At 59.5% G+C, this 17092-nt stretch carries 11 protein-coding genes and 1 tRNA gene; 10 read left to right on the top strand and 2 right to left on the bottom strand.

Annotated features, from left to right (window positions below; all coding sequences use genetic code 11):
- Positions 1–205 precede the first annotated feature (205 nt).
- Positions 206–279 (bottom strand) — tRNA-Arg (locus LPB405_RS01535).
- 74 nt (positions 280–353) lie between these two features.
- Here LPB405_RS01535 and argS point away from each other — a divergent pair.
- The 10 genes from argS to LPB405_RS01485 all read left to right on the top strand — a co-directional run bounded on the left by argS (position 354) and on the right by LPB405_RS01485 (position 15647).
- Positions 354–2018 (top strand): arginine--tRNA ligase, encoded by a 1665-nt coding sequence (gene argS / locus LPB405_RS01530; protein WP_219101669.1) that lies wholly within the window; start codon positions 354–356, stop codon positions 2016–2018.
- 82 nt (positions 2019–2100) lie between these two features.
- A complete protein-coding gene (gene lysA / locus LPB405_RS01525) occupies positions 2101–3621 on the top strand; it encodes a diaminopimelate decarboxylase (protein WP_219101668.1) in 1521 nt (506 codons plus the stop codon).
- 301 nt (positions 3622–3922) lie between these two features.
- Complete coding sequence (locus LPB405_RS01520) at positions 3923–5212, top strand: homoserine dehydrogenase (RefSeq protein WP_219101667.1); 1290 nt, start codon at positions 3923–3925, stop codon at positions 5210–5212.
- A gap of 167 nt (positions 5213–5379) precedes the next feature.
- Positions 5380–6480 (top strand): threonine synthase, encoded by a 1101-nt coding sequence (thrC, locus tag LPB405_RS01515; RefSeq protein WP_044150573.1) that lies wholly within the window; start codon positions 5380–5382, stop codon positions 6478–6480.
- A gap of 124 nt (positions 6481–6604) precedes the next feature.
- A complete protein-coding gene (gene thrB, locus LPB405_RS01510; protein ID WP_219101666.1) occupies positions 6605–7573 on the top strand; it encodes a homoserine kinase in 969 nt (322 codons plus the stop codon).
- Between the two features lie 514 nt (positions 7574–8087).
- Positions 8088–10262: a transcription termination factor Rho gene (gene rho / locus LPB405_RS01505; RefSeq protein ID WP_219101665.1), complete on the top strand. Its 2175-nt coding sequence runs from the start codon at positions 8088–8090 to the stop codon at positions 10260–10262.
- A 140-nt stretch (positions 10263–10402) separates the two neighbouring features.
- Positions 10403–11485 carry a peptide chain release factor 1 gene (prfA, locus tag LPB405_RS01500; RefSeq protein ID WP_049337341.1) on the top strand — a complete coding sequence of 361 codons (1083 nt, stop codon included), beginning with the start codon at positions 10403–10405 and terminating at the stop codon, positions 11483–11485.
- Between the two features lie 361 nt (positions 11486–11846).
- Complete coding sequence (locus LPB405_RS01495) at positions 11847–12992, top strand: hypothetical protein (protein WP_070593479.1); 1146 nt, start codon at positions 11847–11849, stop codon at positions 12990–12992.
- Between the two features lie 341 nt (positions 12993–13333).
- A complete protein-coding gene (gene prmC / locus LPB405_RS01490) occupies positions 13334–14260 on the top strand; it encodes a peptide chain release factor N(5)-glutamine methyltransferase (RefSeq protein WP_219101664.1) in 927 nt (308 codons plus the stop codon).
- Positions 14261–14429: 169 nt separating this feature from the next.
- A complete protein-coding gene (locus LPB405_RS01485) occupies positions 14430–15647 on the top strand; it encodes an L-threonylcarbamoyladenylate synthase (protein ID WP_219101663.1) in 1218 nt (405 codons plus the stop codon).
- A gap of 123 nt (positions 15648–15770) precedes the next feature.
- On the opposite strand, the gene LPB405_RS01480 is transcribed toward LPB405_RS01485, so the two are convergent.
- Positions 15771–16772, bottom strand: coding sequence for an NAD-dependent epimerase/dehydratase family protein (locus tag LPB405_RS01480; protein ID WP_219101662.1), 1002 nt, complete (start codon positions 16770–16772; stop codon positions 15771–15773).
- Positions 16773–17092 lie beyond the last annotated feature (320 nt).

Raw genomic sequence — 17092 nt, 5'->3', positions numbered from 1 at the left:
GGTAGTTAGCGCTGCCACAACAGGGGAGCGGGTAGTGTCCACCCTCTGAGGTTGAAGTCTGAGGTTGAAGAGGGAGCTGGCGGGAACGGCCGCCCGGCGCAGGCTTTATGCATAACAAGGTGAGCGGATAAATAAAAAGGAGCCGATACCCGAACAATACGCCTCGGATATCGGCTCCCGTGTTCCCTCTCGAATAAGAACATCGTGCCCCTGAAAGGATTCGAACCTTCGACCCCCAGTACCGGAAACTGGTGCTCTAATCCGCTGAGCTACAGAGGCAACCCACCTATGGTATCAGATAAGCACTAGATAAAGGGTCAGGCACCTGCCAAGGCTTGCTAGAATAGTTTGTTATGACTCCTGAAGAACTCTCCGAAGCCATTGCGCTTGCCCTTGAAGAAACCATTTCCTCCGGCCAGCTGACCCTCGTGGAGGGCGCTGAACTGCCCGCCGTCCGAGTGGAGCGCCCCAAGTCCCGCGAACACGGCGACTGGGCAACCAACGTCGCTCTGCAGCTCGCCAAGAAGGTGGGCAAGAACCCGCGTGAGGCAGCAGCTCTTCTGGCAGAGAAGATTGGCGCCATCGCCGGTGTTGCATCCGTAGATATTGCTGGCCCCGGCTTCCTGAACATTACCCTGGACGCCGCAGCTGCTGGTGAGCTTGCCGCCACCATCGTTGAGGCTGGCGAAGCATACGGCCGTAGCGACAAGTTCGCCGGTAAGACCATTAACCTTGAGTTCGTCTCCGCGAACCCCACCGGCCCCATCCACCTGGGCGGTACTCGCTGGGCTGCCGTCGGTGATGCGCTCGCCCGCGTCCTTGAGGCTGAGGGCGCTAACGTCGTGCGCGAATACTACTTCAACGACCACGGCACCCAGATTGACCGTTTCGTGCGCTCCCTGATTGCCGCTGCCCGCGGTGAGGAGACCCCCGAGGACGGCTACGCTGGCGCGTACATTGTTGACATTAAGGACCAGATTCTGGCTCAGCGCCCCGACGCGCTTGAGGCTGAGAACCCCGAAGAGATTTTCCGCGAAATCGGTACTCACCTGATGTTCGATCAGATTAAGGAGTCCCTGGCGGCATTCGGCACCCACTTCGACGTGTTCTTCCACGAGAACTCCGTGTTCGAAGGCGGCAAGGTGGACGCCCTGCTTGAGACCATGCGCGAGAATGGTCAGCTCTTCGAGGCTGACGGCGCATGGTGGATGCGCACCACCGACTACGGCGATGATAAGGACCGTGTGGTCATTAAGTCTGACGGCAACCACGCCTACGTGGCGGGTGATATCGCCTACTATCAGGACAAGATGACCCGTGCAGTAAACCCCGCTGACGTGGCGATTTATATGCTCGGCGCTGACCACAGCGGCTACGTGGGCCGTCTGAAGGCTATCGCCCAGATTCTTGGTTACCGCGCCGACCAGATTGAGGTCATGATCGGTCAGCTGGTGAACCTGGTCAAGGACGGCAAGCCCGTCCGCATGTCCAAGCGTGCCGGCACCGTGGTCACCCTCGAGGACCTGGTCGAGGCTGTGGGTGTTGACGCGGCTCGCTACGAGCTGACTCGCTACTCGGTGGACACCCCCATCGATATTGACCTGGGCCTGCTGACTTCCAAGAGCAACGAGAACCCGGTCTACTACGTGCAGTACGCTCACGCACGTACCGCCGCTGTGGCACGTAATGCTGCGGAGGCTGGCGTGAAGGTTGAGGACGGCGTGGATACCTCCCTGCTCGACTCGGCTGCTGACGGTGAGCTGCTGGCTGTACTCGGCCAGTTCCCCGCTGCTGTGCGTGATGCCGCGAAGTTCTACGAGCCGCACCGTGTGAACCGCTACCTGGAACAGCTCGCTTCGGCGTACCACAGCTGGTACGGTGTCTCCCGCGTCACCCCCAAGGCGGATGAAGAGGTCACCGACCTGCACCGTACCCGCCTGCTGCTGAACAACGCGGCACAGCAGGTGCTGGCTAACGGCCTGAACCTGCTGGGTGTGAGCGCACCCGAGCGCATGTAATACTCTCGTTTCAACCCCCGACCCGGTGCTACCGGGGCGGGGGTTGAACGTATGCCGGCAAGATAGCTAAGAAAGAGACACGATGAGCGAAGCCCGCGCCCTCTACGCCCCCGAATGGCTCACCTACCCCGAGCACCCCGAAGCCCTGTCCCGCACCATCTGGGCTGATTCCTTCACCCGCAATGAGCAGGGCGAGCTCTGCATTGACGGCGTGACCGTCAGCGACCTGGTTGCTGAGCACGAAACCCCGCAGTACGTCTTCTCCGAGACCACTTTCCGCGCCCGCTCCCGCGCCTACCGCACCGCTTTTGAGCAGGCTTTCGCCGCGCACGGTGCGAAGGTGAGCGTTTACTACGCCGGCAAGTCCTTCCTCTCCACCGCGGTTGTTCGCTGGGTTCGTGAGGAGGGCTTGTGCCTGGACACCGCCTCCGGTGGTGAGCTGGCGCTGGCTCTGCGCGGTGGCATGCCCGGTGAGCGCATCGCCCTGCACGGCAACAACAAATCTGAGGCCGAGATTGCCCGTGCGATTCGTAGCGGCCTGGGTCGCGTGGTGGCCGATTCGGTGGACGAAATCAAGCTGATTGAGCGGGTGTACGCCGAGCTGGCCGCCGAGCGCGTGGCTGAGGGTGAGGAGCCCTACCCGCCCGTTCCGGTGCTGATTCGCATCACCCCGGGCGTGCACGCCTCCACCCACGAGTCCATTGCGACCGCTCACGAGGACCAGAAGTTCGGCATGTCCCTGCAACCCGGTACCGCTGCGCTTGCCGGCCTGGACGAAGCAGAGATGGAACACTGGGGTGTTGAAGCGACCGATTCTTACGCGGCGCTGGCTGCTGTGATTCTGAATGCGACCGATTCCCTGGATTTCCGCGGTATTCACTGCCATATTGGTTCGCAGATTTTTGAGGCGGAAGGCTTCGAGCAGGCGGCAACTACCGCCCTGGAGTTCATGAACCGCCTCAACCGTGACCTGGGCGTGACCCTGCCGGAGCTGGACCTGGGCGGCGGCTACGGCATCGCCTACACCGAGGCGGATCGCCCCCGCTCCATCGCCGAGGTGACCGAATCCATCGCCGCTTCGGTTGCGGCGACCTGCGAGCGCCTGGGCATGGCGATTCCGCACATGTCCTTCGAGCCTGGTCGCTCGATTTCGGGCCCCTCGGGCGCGACCCTGTACACGGTGGGCACCATCAAGAACGTGAGCATTGAGGACGAAAACGGCGAGATTCGCGTGCGCCGCTACGTTTCTGTGGACGGCGGTATGAGCGATAACGCCCGCCCGGTGCTGTACGAATCGGATTATTCGGTGACCCTGGCCAATCGCGCCCCGGCGGGGGAGCAGGTGCTCTCTCGCGTGGTGGGTAAGCACTGCGAGTCTGGCGATGTGGTGGTTCGCTACTGCTACCTGCCTGCTGACCTGCAGGCTGGCGATATTCTGGCGGTTCCGGCAACCGGCGCGTACTGCTATGTGCTGGGTTCGAACTATAACTTCTTGACTCGTCCGCCGGTGATTGCGACCGCGCAGGGTCAGCCTTCGCGCGTGATGATTCGCCGTCAGCGTGAGGATGATATGTTGGCTCTGGATATGGGGTCGGAAATCTAAGAACCCTGTCTGACATCATGAAAAGCCGTGAAGTTCCCGTTTCTACAATGCGTGCCGTGAGGTGGCGGTTGCGGGCGGGGCTTCACGGTTTTGCGCGTTCACAACATGACAGAAGATAAGGTTCACCTCATAACTGTGAGGGATACCTCATCTCAGAGAGTAAAAGTCGCAGCTTGAGGCTGCTGAGCCGTCCCCGCCTCTTGATAAAGTGGTTGTTGAGTGCGTGCTCTGCGCCGCATCCACACCGTAGCCCGAAGAGATACCGGGGCGAACCCGGAACAGACCGTAGAAAGAGACTATCGTGGCTGAAAAGATCAAAGTAGCACTGCTTGGTGCCGGTAATGTCGGTTCCCAGGCTGCTCGCATCCTGGTCGAGGATAACGCCGTCCTTGAAAAGCGCATTGGCGCCCCCGTGGAGTTGATCGGTATTGCTGTGCGCGATACTAATGCATCCCGCCACTGGAATGCGGACCCCTCGCTGTACACCACCGACGCTGAATCCCTGATTGATGCGGCGGATGTGGTCATCGAGCTGACCGGCGGTATTGAGCCGGCTCGCACCCGCATTCTGCGTGCCCTGAAGGCGGGCAAGTCCGTGGTCTCCGGCAACAAGGCGCTGCTGGCTAAGCACGGTGTGGAGCTGCAGGCTGCCGCTGATGAGTCCGGTGCTCAGCTCTCTTACGAGGCTGCTGTTGCGGGTGCTATCCCGATTCTGCGCCCCCTGCGTGACTCCCTGGCTGGTGACCGTGTGACCCGCGTTCTGGGCATCATGAACGGCACCACCAACTACATTCTTGACCAGATGGACACCACCGGCGCATCCTTCGCGGACGCACTGGCTGAGGCTCAGAAGCTCGGCTACGCGGAGGCTGACCCGACCGCTGACGTTGAGGGCCACGATGCCGCGTCGAAGGCTGCGATTGTTGCTTCGCTGGCGTTCCACTCGACTTTCACTATTGATGATGTGCACACCGAGGGCATTACTTCCATCACCGCTGATGATGTTGCTGCCGCGGATGCTGATGGCTACGTCATCAAGCTGCTGGCTATTTGCGAGCGCGAGGGTGAGAACGGCGCGAACATTCGCGTGAACCCGACCCTGATTCCTCGTCAGCACCCGCTGGCGGGCGTGCACGGTGCATTCAACGCTGTGTTCGTTGAGGCGGAGAACGCTGGCGAGCTGATGTTCTACGGTCCCGGCGCGGGTGGCGCTCCGACTGCTTCGGCTGTTCTGGGTGACTTCGTGTCCCTGGCTCGTCGTCTGGTGCTGGGTGGTCCCGGTGTCCCGGAGACTTCTCACGCGCAGCTGCACGCAACCAGCCTGGATAACGTGGTGTCTCGCTACTCGGTGGGTGTTGTGGCGGAGGATCGCCTGGGCGTTCTGGCGAACATTACCCGCATCCTGACTGAGCACGGTATTTCTATTGATTCTCTGCGTCAGTCCGCCCCGAAGGAGGGTGCGGCTCAGATTCGTATGGTGACCCACTCTGCGAAGGATTCCGATTTGCGCCGTGCGATTGCTGTGATTGACGCTCTGGACACTGTGCGTGAGGTGAACTCGGTCATCCGCGTGGAGTCTGAGAAGCACTAAGCGCTGAGAATTACTGGGCGCGAAAGCGTCGTGCGGCACGCGCCGCTTACTAAACGTGCGATGCTCGCGTGTAGAAGCATCGCTCACGAACGAACCCGCGTCCCCGCTACCGCGTCGAACCTATGGAAGGTCCGGCGGGCGGGGCGCCAAGATTGAAGGAGAAGCCAATGGCACACGTGTGGCAGGGCGTTATCAATGAGTACCGTGACCGTCTGCCCTTCGCAGACGATGTGAAGGCAGTGACCCTGGGCGAGGGTGGTACCCCGCTGATTCACGCGCCGGCACTGTCTGCTGAGACCGGTAACACCGTTTACCTGAAGTTTGAGGGTATGAACCCGACTGGTTCGTTCAAGGACCGCGGTATGACCAGCGCGATGACCGCCGCTAAGCGTGACGGTGCGAAGGCTGTTGTGTGTGCTTCGACCGGTAACACGTCCGCTTCGGCTGCTGCGTACGCTCTGCAGGCTGGTATGCGCTGTGCAGTGCTGGTTCCGGACGGCAAGATTTCCATGGGTAAGCTGTCTCAGGCTATTGCTCACGGCGCTGACATCATTCAGATTGACGGCAACTTCGATAACTGCCTGGAGATTGCTCGCAAGCTCAGCGAGAACTACCCGGTGTTCCTGGTGAACTCGGTCAACCCTTACCGTATTGAGGGTCAGAAGACCGGTTCGTTTGAGGTTGTTGACACCTTGGGTGACGCTCCCGACTACCACCTGCTGCCGGTTGGCAACGCGGGTAACATTACCGCGTACTGGAAGGGCTACAAGGAGTACTCGGAGCCTTACACCAACCGTGACGGTAAGGTTCTGGAGCCGGTTGCGACCAAGCGTCCGATCATGTGGGGTTTCCAGGCTGCTGGTGCTGCACCGATCGTTGCTGGTCACCCGATTGAGGCTCCTGAGACCATTGCGACCGCGATCCGTATCGGTAACCCCGCGTCGTGGGAGAAGGCTGAAGCTGCTCGTGACGAGTCTGGCGGCGTGATTGAGGCTGTCACCGATGAGGAGATTCTGGAGGCGCACCGCTGGCTGTCTGCCCGCGAGGGTGTCTTCGTGGAGCCGGCTTCGGCTGCTGGCGTTGCGGGTCTGCTGAAGAAGCACCGCGCGGGTGAAGCTCCCGAGGGTAAGACCATCGTGATTACCGTGACCGGTCACGGTCTGAAGGATCCGCAGTGGGCTCTTGAGGCTGTTAACGGTGTGAAGGTTGAGCCGACCAAGGCTCCCTTTGACGTGGTTGCTGTGGCAGATATTCTTGATTTGAACTAGTCTGTTCATACTACGATGTGCACTCCGTCCCGCATTTTGCGGGGCGGGGTGCACCTGCATGACAGCCCCTTTTTGTATCTTTCACCTATTCACTCATTACGTCACCGATCGCGAGGTTCTTCTCATGTCTTCCCTGCATATTTCTGATATTCCGGTGGGCGCGTCCGTTAAGGTTCGCGTTCCCGCTACGAGCGCTAACTTGGGCCCCGGCTATGACAGCATGGGTTTGGGTCTTGGCTTCTATGATGAGCTGGTTGTTGAGCGTATTGAGTCCGGCCTGGAGTTTGAGCTCAGCGGTGAGGGTAGCGCGGATGTTCCTCGCGATGAGAGCCACCTGGTTTTGCAGGCGATGAAGGCTGGTTTTGCGGCGGCTGGTTTGGATGAGCTGCCGCCGGTGAAGCTGATTGCTGATAATAAGATTCCGCATTCTCGAGGTATGGGTTCTTCGGCGTCGGCTATTGTGGCGGGTGTGGCTGCGGCGAGCGGTCTGCTACCGGAGGAGCACCGTCTGAGCCGTGAGCAGATGCTGCAGGTCGCCTCCGATATGGAGGGCCACCCGGATAACGTGGCGCCGGCGATTTACGGCAACCTGTCGGTGTCCTGGGGTGAGATGGGCAATTGGAAGTCCCTGATTATTCCGGTGCATCCTGATGTTCACCCCGTGGTGGCTGTGCCCAATTATGAGGTGTCGACGAAGCTTGCTCGTTCGCTGATTCCTACGCAGATGCCCCACGTTGAGGCGGTGGCGAACTCGGCTCGTGCGGCGCTGCTGGTGCGCACTCTCTCTGATGCTCCCGAGTACCTGATGGATGCGACCGTGGATTACCTGCATCAGGGTTACCGCGTGACCGCGATGGAGCCGTCGGCTGCGCTGGTGGCGTACCTGCGCGGTCAGGGTTTTGCGGCGGTGATTTCTGGTGCTGGCCCGACCGTTTTGACCTTTGCGCACGGCGATGAGCAGGTGCGACAGGTTCAGGAAGCTATTGCCGAGTTTGAGGCGACCCACCCGTGTAGCGCTATTGTGGATCGCCGCCTGAACTGGCGGGTTCTTCCCCTTGAAATTGATACTGAAGGTGTTATAGTTACTCAGTAGGACGTTATTAGTTCGTCCTACGTTGAGGTTCGCCCGTCGTTCAATGTAGACCGTCGATACTATCCTTCGTAACGTATTTCCGTTTCCCCTAATACCTCAGATGCTTTTGTATCTGGGTGGGAGTCGGCAAGGTTCGGGGGAGCGCCTTTGGGATTCATGTCTTTCTTTATTTCTGACGCATAGGGGAAGACTTTTTCTTAGAGATTCGGTTTCGCGGCGGGTGCCCTTTCAAAGTGACCAATCCATCCTCTTCATCTCGCGTAGATGGTTTGTATAGATGATGGTTTGGGCTTGCCCACATTTGTGATAGAGCGCCTTATCTTCCGTGTGTGCTCGCTGTGTCTGAATCAGCGGGTACGGTAAGAGACGCGAATCGCCTCCAGTGCGGTTCGAGGGAGTCGAAGGTGCAGACTGCTGTTTTCTTTCGGCAGTGTCTAAACCTTTGACCGCGCTATAGCGCCCGCCCGATCTTTATTCTGAAGATTTTCAGGGCTTATAACCAAAGGAATTGTAGTTGGCAAAGAATATTGTTGTCACCGATGAGTACGGTACGGCAGCTGCCGCACCGGAACTTGCAAACTTGAAGGTCGCGCAGCTGCGTGTCCTCGCCCAGCAGCTTGGTATCCGCGGCTATCTGAAGTTGAAGAAGGCTGAGCTGGTTCAGGCTCTTGAGGAGCATCAGCGTGGTGGCGCCGTAGCCGCTCCTGCTGCGCCCAAGTCTGAAAAGTCTAAGTCTGAAGCATCTAAGTCTGAGGCACCCGCTGAGGCTGCTGAAGCCTCCGCTGAGGGCGCTGAGAAGACTGAAGACTCTAAGCCGCGCCGTACTCGCCGCACTCACGCCCAGAAGGACGCTGAGGCAAAGGCAGAGAAGGTTGTTGCGAAGACTGAGAAGACCGAAGCTGAGGTTGCTGAAGCCCCCGCTGAGGGCGCTGAGAAGGCTGAGAAGCGTACCCGTTCTTCCCGTTACGAGACTCCCGCTCAGAAGCGTGCGCGCGCTCGCCGTGCCGCTGAGGGTGAGGACGCATCGGCTGAGATGAACGAGAAGCCGGAGAAGCGTACCCGCCGCACCCGTAAGGACGAGAATCCCGCTGAGCTTCCTCCGCTGGATGTGCGCGCTGAGCTGGCCGCTGAGCGTATTGGCGAGCGTTCGGAGCAGATTGACCTGCCCGGTAACTCTGCTGAGCTGAAGGCTGCTACCGCTGACGGCACCGCGAGCCTGGACAGCCTGAACGCTGCCCTAGACATGACTTTTGGCACCCCCGACGGTGAGAAGAGCTCGAAGCGTACCCGCACTCGTGAGCGTCGCCGCGACCAGGATGGTGAGCGTACCGAGCGCCGCACTAAGCGTGACCGTCAGGCTGAGCGTGCTGAGCGCAACACTGAGCGTAGCGAACGTGCCGAGCGTAAGGCTGCTGAGCGTGCAGAACGCGCAGAGCGTGCCGAGCGCACCGAGCGTACTGAGCGCCGTTCCAAGCGTGACCGTCAGGCTGAGCGTGCTGAGAAGCAGGCTCGCCGCCGCGAGGAGAACGAGCCTCGCCTGAGCGAAGACGATGTGCTGGCACCGATTTCGGGTGTTCTGGACATTCTCGATAACTACGCTTTCGTGCGTACCACCGGCTACCTGCCCGGCACCAACGACGTGTACGTCTCCCTGGCTCAGGTGAAGAAGTACAACCTGCGTAAGGGTGACCACGTGCTCGGCGCGATTCGCGTGCCGCGTGAGGGTGAGTCGAACAGCCGCCAGCGTTTCAACGCGCTGGTTCAGGTTGAGGCGATTAACGGTCAGAGCGTTGAGGAAGCAGCGAACCGCCGCGTCTTCTCGAAGCTGACTCCGCTGTACCCCAAGGAGCGTCTGCGCCTGGAGACCACCCCGAAGAAGCTGGGCACCCGCGTGGTTGACCTGGTGTCCCCGATTGGTAAGGGTCAGCGTGGTCTGATTGTGTCTCCGCCGAAGGCGGGTAAGACCCTCATGCTGCAGTCCATTGCGAACGCGATTACCGTGAACAACCCGGACGTGTATCTGATGATGGTCCTGGTGGATGAGCGTCCTGAAGAAGTGACCGATATGCAGCGCACCGTCAAGGGTGAGGTTATTGCCTCGACCTTCGACCGCCCCGCTGAGGATCACACCACTGTGGCTGAGCTGGCTATTGAGCGTGCGAAGCGTATGGTGGAGCTCGGCTACGATGTGGTCGTGCTGCTGGACTCCATGACCCGCCTGGGCCGCGCATACAACCTGGCGGCTCCCGCATCCGGTCGTATCCTGTCCGGTGGTGTGGATTCTGCCGCACTGTACCCGCCGAAGAAGTTCTTCGGTGCAGCCCGCAACATTGAAGAGGGCGGCTCGCTGACCATCCTGGCTACCGCCCTGGTTGAGACCGGCTCGAAGATGGATGAAGTGATCTTCGAAGAGTTCAAGGGCACCGGTAACATGGAGCTGCGCCTGTCCCGTCAGCTGGCGGATAAGCGTATCTTCCCGGCGGTTGATATTAACGCTTCTGGTACTCGCCGCGAGGAGAACCTGCTCTCCCCGGATGAGATCAAGATTATGTGGGGTCTGCGCCGTGCCCTGGCGGGTATGGAGCCTGAGCAGGCTCTGGGTGTTCTGACCAACCAGCTGCGTAAGACTGAAAGCAACGTGGAGTTCCTTCTGACGGTTCAGAAGAACGGTCTGCGTCTGGTCGACTAAGGCTCGTATCTCACGCGCCCCACCTCCTCATTGTGGGTGGGGCGCGTGAGCCGTTCGTTTTGTGCATCCCTGCCAGGGGTGTGAGATGTCTAGTGCCTGCCCGTGCGGCGTAAAGTGCGGGAGATGGAAGAGAGAACAGAATGTTTGAATCTATTCAGGTTCTGCTGGATGAGCACGCTGACCTGCAGAATCAGCTGGCTGACCCCGCCGTGCAGGCGAATCAGGGTAAGGCACGCCGTGTGGGCCGCCGTTACGCGGAGCTGACCGGTATTGTGACTGCGTACAACAAGTACACTTCGCTGAAGGATGACCTTGAGGCTGCTCGCGAGATGGCTGATGAGGATCCGGATTTTGCGGCGGAGATTCCCGGCCTGGAGGAGGAGCTGGAGGTTGCTCAGGAGAAGCTGCGCCGCCTGCTGATTCCGCGTGACCCGGATGATGGCCGTAACGTCATTCTTGAGGTGAAGGCTGGTGCTGGTGGCGACGAGGCGGCTCTGTTCGCTGGTGACCTGCTGCGCATGTACATGCGTTATGCCGAGAACAAGGGCTGGAAGACTGAGATTATTTCTTCGACCAGCACCGATGTTGGCGGTTACAAGGACGCACAGATCGCTATTAAGGGTTCCTCGAATGAGCCTGCTGAGGGCGTGTGGGCGCACCTGAAGTACGAGGGCGGCGTGCACCGCGTGCAGCGCGTTCCGGCGACCGAGTCTCAGGGCCGTATCCACACCTCCGCTGCTGGTGTTCTGGTGTTCCCTGAGGTGGATGAGCCCGAGGAAATCGAGATTAACCAGAACGACCTGAAGATTGACGTGTACCGTTCTTCGGGCCCCGGTGGTCAGTCGGTGAACACCACCGACTCGGCGGTGCGTATTACCCACCTGCCGACCGGTATTGTCGTGGCGATGCAGAATGAGAAGTCTCAGCTGCAGAACCGTGAAGCTGCAATGCGCGTGCTGCGTGCGCGACTGCTGGCTCACCAGCAGGAGCAGATTGACGCTGAGAACGCGGCGCACCGTGCTTCGCAGGTGCGTACTATGGACCGTTCGGAGCGTATCCGTACCTACAATTTCCCAGAGAACCGCATTGCGGATCACCGTACCGGCTACAAGGCGTACAACCTGGATGCTGTACTGAATGGTGACCTGGAGCCTGTGGTTCAGTCCGCTATTGAGATGGATGAGGCGCACCGCCTCGCTCAGGTGGGCCAGGAACAGAAGTAGTTCTGTATAACTTTCACTTGTTAGTGGCTTTGGGTTTGCGATAGCAGACCGGTATAGGCGCGTGAGTTTAGCTTGATTGCTGAACTCGCGCGCCTTTTTTGCGCCTATCACCGGGCGTCGAGCGGTGAATGACCAAACGCCGCGCGTGTTTGAAAGCTTCACCCTAGACTAGAGGTGTAGCTAGCGTTGCCGTGGGGTTTATCGCGGGTGAGAGCCTCCGGTAGCAGTGTTCTTTGAAAAACGAATAGAGAAAAGATGGAAGCCGATTTAGGGGTGCCGGGCAGCGTAGCCCGGCACCGGTAATTTTTGAGATTTAGATACTGATGATTTTTGGTTAGCTATTGAGCGAAAGGCAGAGAATATGGGCGTTATTGTTGACCTTCAACCGGGTGATGGAATCCTTGTCGAAATTAGTGATTTGGACGATGGTAAAGACGGACGCGAGCTGCTTGTTCTTGAAGTCGTGGGAGTGGAAGGCTCAAAGTTCTCGGCACGGTTGCTGAACCGTTCTCGCGTTGGTCAACCCTATGAGTATTGGGATGATCGGTACGTCTTTACCGGCGAGGTGAGGGAAGATGACCCACTTGATATTGTCTTGACCTGCTATGACTGGGAGGGCGAGAAGATTAGGTACCCCGTCATCTGCCGGCACGCTTTTTACCTGGGGGCAACTCTCGACCATACCTCCGTCACCATGATGACGAGAGACGGCAAAGGCCGAGAAATCGTATGCCGTATCGGTGACCATGTGCTGACCTCTGACGGCCCGCGTATTGTGAAGGTGGTCTACGAGAACGTGGTTGTGGTGAAGGACCACAACTATGTTTATCTCGGCAGGTATCTGCAGAAGAAGCTGATTTCCAACCACTGGCCGGATGCTAGGCATCAGCAGACGTGGAACTTTGGCGGGGCGGTGGCTTACATCTTACCGATTACTCCGGAGGTGGCGGACTCTCTGAACGCTCTCAAGTATTCAAAGGAATATGCGGAGCTTCAGGAGAGCCATCCGGAGTTCTTTGAAGGGGTGCATAGCGCTAGGAGCTACTGGTTCCGCTGGTATTTTCCGCCGCTGGCTGATGAGCCGTATCCTTCCGAATTGCTGAATGCTACGGCACCTCACATGGTGTTGGCGCTGGTGGATTCGGGGTACTTCTTCAGCAAATCCACCGACGTTTCCCCTCCGGACAGGATTAGCCCGTCCGATCCGTTCAAGGTTTACCCGTCCTGGTACGAGGAACGAGACGATCGGAGCTGGCTGATGCGCACCGCTACCCGTGCGGTTGTTGACCGGTTGGAGTCACTCGCGGGGCTTCTGCACCGGGAAACGAAAGAGACCACGCCGTTCGAGGTTCTTCTTTGGCATGAAGCATCCTATCTAAAGGGAACTTACGAGTACCTGTCTATCGGAATTCCCGGTGAAACATGCGGTGCAGCTTATTGCGATAGTGAGTGCACTTACTGCGGCGGAGGCGACCCAAACTATCGGGGTGAGGACCTCTGGTACTAGGGCGGAGCGTCTACGGGATATCCCCGTAGCGCATAGCGTGTAGGGGAGGGGTGGTCGTGACAGGCTGTTACGGCTGCCCCTCCATCCTCGGCAGATGCAAAGTTTGCTGGGTTCTATTGTCTTCTTTTGGATGACGGATAGTCCGGTCTGAGAAACTAGCTACCCGCATCGACTAATTAGGGAATCGGAGGAATGGTACTCTGTGAGGTGCTACTTAGCGAGGAAATATCGGTTGTGAAAGCAAACAATACGAGCTAGCGTAGCCGCTATTTAGACATGTCCAAGGGCAATTCCTAAAAGGGGATAATTTCTAAAGGTAGAAGAGAGCATAAGGAGAGCTCATGAAGGTGAATGTGCACGACCCGCGCGGAGAAGAACTCGCGCAGGTACTCACGCGCGCCACCGCGGCACTGGCGCAGGTGCCCAGCCCCCGCGTCGATGCTGAGCTACTCGCCGCACACCTGCTCTATGACGGCTCACGCTCGCGCCTCCAGCACGCCGCGCTGATGGGGGAACGGCTCACCCCCGGCCAGGTCGCAGAGTACGAGGCGCTGGTTGCCCGCCGCGGCTGCCGCGAACCGCTGCAACACATCACCGGCTCCGCTCCCTTCTACCGCCTAGAGCTGTCGGTTGGGCCGGGCGTGTTCGTACCCCGCCCCGAGACCGAGCTACTCGTCGAAGAAGCCCTCAAAGTGCTGAACGCACGCGCCAAATCGGCAACCGGTACCGCTTCGGCAACCGGTGCGCTGCGCATCGTCGACCTATGCACCGGCTCCGGGGCTATCGCCGCGGCAATCAAGAGCGAACTGCCGAACGCCCAGGTGTTCGCGGTGGAACTCTCCGAAGAGGCCATCCCCTACACCCGTAAAAACCTGGAGCCGCTCGGCGTGCACCTGGTACAGGGGGACGCCCTCACCGCCCTGCCCGAGCTTACCGGAACCTTCGACGCGGTACTCTCGAACCCTCCGTACATTCCACCGGCGAACGTACCCGCCGACCCGGAAGCCGCCCTGCACGACCCGGACATGGCGCTGTACGGCGGGGGAGAGGACGGCATGCAGATGCCCTCCGCAATTGCCGCCCGCGCCTTCGAGCTTCTTGCCCCCGGCGGTCTGTTCATCATGGAGCACGACGACACCCAGGAAGAAGCCGTCGCCAAGCTGTTGGCGCGTGTTGGCTTCGAGGGCTGCTACCCGGTGCGTGACCTGAATAATCGTCCGCGTCATAGCGTCGGTTATAAACCGCGCCCACTAGAGCCTTTAGACTAGTAAATGCACCACCTAGCCCGTGCCGGACTGCGTGAAGGCAACGCGTCCGCCCCAGTAACCAGCCCAGAGCCGGTGAAATATGGCGAACCCCCGGAAGAGCGTTTCCACATGGCGCGTTGTGGGTGCCGGTGTCTCGCCGCATCCAGAAAAACATGAGAGAATAAGACCCGTGACTGCAAAGCTGTACCCCGTAACGACTGAAACTGAGACCCGCGAGGCCATCGAAGCTGCCCGCGAGGCGCTGAAGGCGCACGACACGATTGTGATGCCCACCGATACCGTCTACGGTATTGCCGCCGATGCTTTCTCGCATCAGGGCGTTGCCAAGCTGCTGGCAGATAAGGGCCGCGACCGCACCATGCCGCCGCCCGTGCTGATCTTTGATCTTGCTGCGCTCGCTGGCGTGGTCGACGACGTTCCGGACGATATTTACGATCTGGGTGGTCGCTTCTGGCCCGGCGCGCTGACTATCATTCTTCACGCGTACCCGTCACTGAGCTGGGATTTGGGTGAGACCCGCGGTACTGTTGCCGTCCGTGTTCCCGATGATGAGTTCGCCCTGAAGCTGCTGACTGAGCACGGTCCGCTGGCGGTTTCGAGCGCGAACAAGACCGGTCAAGAAGCCGCACTGGACGCACAGACCGCCATGGATTCCCTGGGTGAGGACGTTGCCGTGGTGATTGACGGTGGCGCTCGTCCTAAGCCGCTTGAATCTGAGCCGAATGAGGACGGCGTGGTCGTGGTGACTGAGCGTGACCCGGCACCGTCGACGATTCTGGATTGCACTTCCTTCCCCTACGTGGTGGTTCGTGAGGGCGCAATTTCAGTGGAGGAGCTGCGTGAGGTCGTTCCGACCATTCTGACTCGTGCGGAGGCTGACGAGCAGGCAGCTCGTAAGGTTGAGGAAGCTGAGACTGCTTCTTCTGCGCCGTCTGAGTCGACTCCTTCTGAGCGTGCTCTGGATGAGCAGGCTGACCTGGATGAGGCGTACGAGCAGTGGGACAGCACCCACACTGTGAGCGGTGAGCCTGCTCGTCGCGCTTCGGCACCGGTTGCCGGTTCTGTCGCTGCGTCTCTGCTGGGCGCTACTTCGGCTCTGTCTTCTGCTTTCAGCACTGGCGTGGATCAGGAGCGTTCGCGCGGCTACCGTGACAACACTCCGAAGCCGGTTCGTGCGGATGAGCCGCAGACCCACCCGGTTCCTGCTGATACTGCTCGCGCGCTGGTCTTTGGCGAGTCGAAGATTGAGACTGCCGCTCAGAGTGCACCCGCTCAGAGCGAGGCTAAGCCGGCAGAAGCTAAGGCTGAAGACGCTAAGACTGAGGCTACCAAGACTGAAGCTGAGGCAAAGACCGAGCAGAAGGATGCCCCGGAGGACCAGCTCTAAAGCTTTTGTGAGCATTAAACGTATAAGGGAACGCCCGATATATCAGCTGATATATCGGGCGTTCCCTTTATGTCTTATAACGTTGACAAGCCCTGGAGCGTGAAGCTCGAATCAGGTGTCTGCTTAGTTCTTCTCGAAGCGGCGGTCCTTCTTCTTACCCAGCGCGGTGTGGGCGTTGCGCAGTACTTCACGCACGCGCGGGGTGGGCAGAAGGTTGTTGTCACGTGCCCAGGAGTCGTCGATGCCCTGGCCGAACCACATGACCTCGACCTTACGTACGGATCCTGCGAACTTGTCGTTCATTAGTTCGGAGACGGTGTAGCCCGCCTTGACGGCCGCGCGGCAGAGCCACTCGGGCAGGCGGCGCGGGTGGCGGCGACCAGCGTCCACGGATGCGGAGGCGACGGTTGCACCTTCCCAGGGCTGCAACACGATGGTGGGTAGCTCGCCGGGGAAAGTGCCGAGCATGACCACGAATTCTGCGAGGGCGTGCACGCTGGAGACCGGGGACTTACCGGTGCCCGCACCCGCAACGGATGCGAAGGGGGAGGAGGCCATCTTGGCGAAGAGTTCGGTGGTGCGTCGGCCGCGGCCCTGCACGCTGGTTGCGCGCAGGATGCACAGTTCGGGTGCGCAGTCGGGGTGCTCTTCGAGGAAGTAGTCCTGCAGGTCGAGCAGCGCTTCTTCACCGAGTGCCTTGGAGAAGGAGTAGGCGCTGAACGGGTTAGTCTCTTCGGAATCATCCAGCACGAGGCGCGGGCCCTGTACAGCTGCGGAGGAGAGATGGATGACGCGGCGCACGCCGGTGCGCTGCGCGGCGATGGCGATTACGGCGGGAAGCAGGGCGTTTGCGCCGACGAGCGGGGGCAGATCTTGCATATTGGGTGCTGCGAGGCCCGCCGCGTTGACGACGACCTGCGCGCCGGCGAAGGCTTCTGCGAGGGAGTCGATGATGCCTTCAAGCTGGTCTGCTTCGTCGATGATGCTGTCTACGTCGAGGGCGCGGGTTGCGAGTCGAGGTGCCTCGATGGGGTCGACGCTGATACCTTCTGCGTTCAGACGCGCGACGATGGAGGAACCAACGAAGCCGCTGGCGCCAATGACTTTCCACTTGGATTCGGACATCTCTTTTACCTCTCACGAGCCCGCGTACGTTGCGGGGAAAAATGGGGTCATTTCAACTTTCCCATATTTGAACAGTTTATGGGGAATTTGTGGGGTTTTATTCGGTCTCTGGTCGTTTTTTCGCACGGGGTGCACAGCGCAAACACAGGCTGTGAAGCTGGTAGCTTGATGGATACCCAAAACTGGGTGTGCCGGTACGTCCGCTATGCGGATAAATCAACTGAATTCGGTTGTTTATTTGTCATAAAGTGCGCCTTTTGGGGTGATGGTTCACTCTCTAGTGGAGACCGCAGGTAGAATATTTTCTTTGAGTGATATAT

Origin of the sequence: Rothia mucilaginosa (genome assembly GCF_019334805.1) — a bacterium.
Taxonomy (GTDB): domain Bacteria; phylum Actinomycetota; class Actinomycetes; order Actinomycetales; family Micrococcaceae; genus Rothia; species Rothia mucilaginosa_C.
Note: the sequence above shows the minus strand (reverse complement) of the source record. Positions and strands in the feature narration are given on the sequence as shown.